The sequence below is a fragment of the Corallococcus sp. CA053C genome, assembly GCF_003611675.1.
In the GTDB taxonomy this organism is placed as follows: Bacteria; Myxococcota; Myxococcia; order Myxococcales; family Myxococcaceae; genus Corallococcus.
Window position 1 is genome coordinate 1 of the sequence record NZ_RAWA01000573.1, and the last position, 4,807, is coordinate 4,807.

Here is a 4,807-nt window from a genome sequence, read left to right on the forward strand (position 1 = left end):
AGCCGGAGGAGGTGGAGCCGGAGGACTCCTTCGCGGCGAGCCTCGCGCTCTTGAGCGCGGAGTACGGCGCGAAGCTGCCGGAGCGGCTCGCCACGCTGGAGGCGCACCTGGGCCGCGGGCGCCAGGGGGAGGCCGCGGCGCTGACGGAGGCCTACGGCGTCGTGCACAAGCTGCACGGCACCGCGGGCAGCTACGGCTTCCGGGACGTGAGCATCACGGCGGGCCGGCTGGAGGACGCCATGCGGCCCGTGAAGGAGGGCGGGCCGCTGGACTGGACGGCGGTGGACGCGGGGGCCCGCGCGCTTCGGGACGTGGTGGCGGCGCTGCCGGGTGCGCCGAAGCCGGAGGCGTCGCCCGGGGAGGCCGCGCCGTCCCAGGGCACGCTGCTGGTGATGGACGAGGACGCCGCGCTGCTCGCGAGCGCGAAGCGCATGGGCGAGGACGAGGGCCTGCGCGTGGTGACGGCGAGCACGGCCCTGGAGGCGTGCGCGGTGGTCCAGCGGGAGCGGGTGGACGGTGCGCTGCTCCACATGGGGCCGGAGGGCGTCACCGCGGCGGGCGCGCTGCGGGCGCTGGAGGGCCACGAGTCCCTGCCCCTGGCCTTCACCAGCGCGGGCGGCGGCCTGCAGGAGCGCGTGGTCGCGGCGCACGCGGGCGCGTCGCTGTTCCTGCCCCGGCCCTTCACCCACCAGGACCTCGCCATCGCGGCGGAGCGGCTGGTGGCGGCGCGGCGGCAGGAGCGCGCGCGGGTGCTGGTGGTGGACGACGACCCGGAGGCGGTGCGCGCCCTCACCCAGGCGCTGGCGAGCGACGCGGTGGAGGTGGTGGGGCTGGAGAGCGCGTATGGGCTGCTGGACGCGCTCGCGCAGCACCGGCCGGACCTGCTGCTCTTGGACGTGCGGATGCCCGGGCCCAGCGGCTTCGACCTGTGCCGCATCCTGCGCCTGTCGCCGGAGTGGCAGGAGCTGCCCATCCTGCTCATCTCCGCGCAGGTGGGGCTGGAGTTCCGGCTGGCCGCGTTCCAGGCCGGCGCGGATGACTACCTGGCCAAGCCCGTGCTGCGCGAGGAGCTGCGTGCCCGCGTGCATGCGCGGCTGGAGCGGGCGCGGCTGTCGCGCGAGCGCACGGAGCGCGACGCGCTCACCGGCCTGATGCTGCGCCGGCCCTTCGTGGACGCCCTCACCGCCCGGCTGTCGGAGGCGCGCCGTTCGGACAAGCCGCTCGCCCTGTGCTTCCTGGACGTGGACCACTTCAAGAAGGTCAACGACGAGCACGGCCACCTCGCGGGGGACCGCGTGCTGATGCGCCTGGGACGCCTGCTGGGGGCGCGCTTCCGCCGCGAGGACCTGCGCGCCCGCTGGGGCGGCGAGGAGTTCGTCGTCGCGCTGCTGGGCGAGACGCCGGAGAGCGCGAAGGAGATCCTCTCCCGCACCGCGGAGGAGCTGGTGGGGATGGAGTTCGAGGGCGACCAGGGCGAGCCCTTCCACGTCACCTTCAGCGCGGGGCTCGCGGTGGCCCCCCACGACGGCGTCACCCCGGAGGAGCTGCTGCGCGTCGCGGACGCCCGGATGTACCGGGCGAAGTCCAACGGCCGCAACCGCATCGAGGTGGAGTAGCTACGGCGCCGGCTCCTCGAACACCAGCAGGCCGCGCGACAGGTCCACGACGTACACGTACCCGTCCCCTGGCACGCGCATGCCGATGGCCCCCTGGTAGAGGCTGTCGGTGCTGTTCGGGTGGAACTCGTCGAAGGTGTTGAAGGCGGCGATCTCCCGAGGGTGTTCGGGGTCCGCCACGTCGAAGACGCGCACGCCCTCGTGGTACCAGGCCACGTAGAGCCGCGTGCCCTTGAGCACCATGTTGTGGATGGACGTCTGGGCCCGCAGCTGGACCTGGGCGATGAGGCGGATGTTCGCCGGGTTGGAGACGTCCAGCACGCGCAGGTGCGCGCCGTAGCGCTCGCCGCCCTCGAAGGCGATGGTGCGCCCGCCAAACGTCCCCACCGCGCTCGCGTGGCTGAACTGGCCGGCGAAGGCATACGTGCCCAGCACGGGCGTGTTCTCCGGGCGGGTCACGTCCACCACGACGAAGCCCGACTGCGCGTGGTTGATGTAGAGCCGGTCCTGGTAGGCGAACGCGTCGTGCGGGTAGCTGCTCTCGTTCTCGCGCGGCACCACGATGCGGCTCAGGAGCCGGGGCTCCAGCGGCGAGGCCACGTCGAACAGGAGCGTCTCCCGGTTGGGGGACGGGGCCATGGCGTACAGCCGGTCACCGTCCACGAACACGGTGTGCACGTTGAGGGGGCCGCCGGGCAGCGAGCGCACGTACTGCGGGTCGGCGGGGCGGGAGATGTCGTAGACGATGACGCCGGAGCTGGCGCTGGCGACATAGAGCGCGTCCCCCTTCGCCCAGACTCCGTTCCAATTGCTGTCCTGGGGCAGGTTCAGGTTGGCGACGAGGACCGGGCGCAGCTTGTCGGCCACGTCGAAGACGCTCAGGCCGCCGGCTTCCGTGCCCCGGTTGAGGGACACCACGTAGGCATGGCCCTTCGTGACGTACACGTCCACGGGCTCCCTCCGCGAGACGACGGACTCGGAGACGGGGCGGATGCCGTGGGGAGGGGCCTGCTGGTCCCAGTTCATCCGCCGGGCGTCGAAGGTGCCGGAGAAGTCGGGCGTGCCGTTGACGCAGCGGACGAAGCAGCCGGTGATGCGGCCCGGCTCCGGCACCCGGCAGCCCGCGAGCGCGTACCGCTGCACGTTCCCGGACTGCGCCGTGTACTCGCCGGTGAGGAAGAACCCGCTGCCGTCCACCTGCTGGTGGACGAGGGGCCGTCCCAGGAAGGTGCCGGGCAGGTCCTGGGTGCCCACGCGGAAGCCGGCGCCGAAGACGCTCTCTGCGTTGTAGCGCAGGAGGGCCTGGTAGGTGCCCCGGGGCTCCACCGTCCCCAGCGCGGCGAGGTCACAGCCGGACAGGTCGAAGCTGCCCGGGTCCTGGCAGTTCGCGCGGGGCTGCCGGTAGTCCGCGTCCTTGCACGACACGTCCGGTTCGACGTCCACGTAGTCGGTGCGCTCCACCGGCCCCGTGTCCGGAGGCTTCGGGTCCGGCTCTTCCATGATGTTCCTGTCGCTGTTGCAACCGGATGACAACAGAGCGCAGGCGAACAGCCCTGTGCCCAGAATGCGTGCGAGCGACGTCATGGGGAGGGTGGCTCCAGTGCAGGGGCTTCGCGGTCCACGGCCGACGCGAAGCCCTCCTTCAACGCACGGGAGTCTAAGGCGTGCCCGGCGCGGGCCGCAAAGTGTCGTCCCGGAGGATGAGCAGCCCGCGCGTCGTGTCCACGACATAGACATACCCATCGTCCGGGACGCGGATGCCGATGGCGCCCTCGAACATCCCGCTGTCCCGGCCGGGCTGGGTTTCGAGGAAGGTGTTGAAGTACGCCACCTCGCGCGGCTTCGGGGGCACGGACACGTCCAGCACGCGCACGCCCTCGTGGTAGTGCGCGATGTAGAGCTTCGTGTCCCGGAGGATCATGTTGTGGATGGAGAACTCGGGGCGCAGGCCGTATTCGCCAATGAGCCGCATGTTCGCCGGGTCGGTGACGTCCAGCACGCGCAGGTGCGCGTTGACGCCCTCGCCGCCCTCGAAGGCGATGGTGCGGCCCGCGAAGGTGCCCACCGCGCTCGCATGGGAGTACTGGCCGCTGAAGACATACGCGCCCAGCTCCGTCACCTGCTCCGGGTGGCTCACGTCGAAGGCCACGAAGCCGGAGCTCGTGCTGTTGACGTAGAGGCGGTCGCCGTACGCGAAGGCGTCGTGCGGCCCGCCCATCTCCCCGGACGCCGTCACCCGGTTGAGCAGCACGGGTGAGAGCGGCGAGGACACATCGAACAGGAGCGTCTGGCTCGCGGGCTCGGGCGCCATCGCATAGAGCCGGTCACCGTCCACGAACACGGTGTGCACGGCCAGGGCCTCGCCGGGCACGGCGCGCACGTACTGGGGGTCGGCGGGCTGGGAGATGTCGTAGACGATGACGCCGGAGCGGGTGCTCGCGATGTAGAGCGCGTCGCCCTTCGCCCAGACGCCGTTCCAGTAGGCATCGCCCGGAAGCTGGATGCGCTTCGTGAGGACGGGGTGCGCCTTGTCGGTCACGTCGAAGACCGCCAGCCCTCCCGGTTGGGACTTGTCCCCGATGGCCACCACGTAGGCATGGTCCTTCGCCACGTAGACATCCGCGGGGAAGCCCAGGGGGACCGCGGCCTCGGCCTGGAGGACGAGCCCGCCCGAGGACTCGGACTCACCGCGTCCCCAGGAGGGACGCAGCGCGGTGAAGGTCCCCTTGCTGCGCACCTTGCCGTCGGCGCATTGGACGAAGCAGCCGTTGACGCGGCGGGACTCGGGCCGGGTGCAACCCACGAACGTGAAGTCCCGGGCGGGCAGGTAGGGAGGCAGCGCGGCGAAGGTGCTGCTGAAGGCGAACGAGCCCGGCCCCACGGACTGCCGCGTCAGGGGCCTGCCGTTGAGCGTGCCCGGCCTCCCGTCGAACGGCAGCATCAGGCCATAGCCGGCGGTGACGTACCCCGAGGCAGAGCGGGTGAGCAGGTAGTGGATACCCACGGACTCCAGCGTGTCGAAGGCGCCCGCCGGACACGAGGCGCGGTCGAACAGGGCCAGGTCGGTGCAGTCAGTGACGGGGGTGCCCGTCGGCGGGACGAAGGCGCAGTCCGAATAGAGCTCCGGGGTCAGCCAGTCGGTCAGCTCGGGGAGCGTCGCGGCGCCGCCGTCCCAGGGTTCGGCCGGGGGG

Annotated in this window: 3 protein-coding genes; 1 reads left to right on the top strand and 2 read right to left on the bottom strand. The window is 71.9% G+C overall.

Features of this window, described 5'->3' with window-relative positions; genetic code table 11:
- A partial coding sequence (locus D7V97_RS40130) for a diguanylate cyclase (protein WP_120615844.1) occupies positions 1-1,616 on the top strand: 1,616 nt, incomplete at its 5' end.
- Here D7V97_RS40130 and D7V97_RS40135 read toward each other — a convergent pair.
- Complete coding sequence (locus D7V97_RS40135) at positions 1,617-3,116, bottom strand: LVIVD repeat-containing protein (RefSeq protein WP_233583541.1); 1,500 nt, start codon at positions 3,114-3,116, stop codon at positions 1,617-1,619.
- A 157-nt stretch (positions 3,117-3,273) separates the two neighbouring features.
- The coding region (locus D7V97_RS40140; RefSeq protein WP_120615846.1) for an LVIVD repeat-containing protein at positions 3,274-4,807 on the bottom strand (1,534 nt) is incomplete at its 5' end.

What these genes read in the sequence shown, in the direction of transcription:
- D7V97_RS40135 (WP_233583541.1), bottom strand. Translation starts at nt 3,116, where the DNA reads ATGGAAGAGCCGGACCCGAAGCCTCCGGACACGGGGCCGGTGGAGCGC.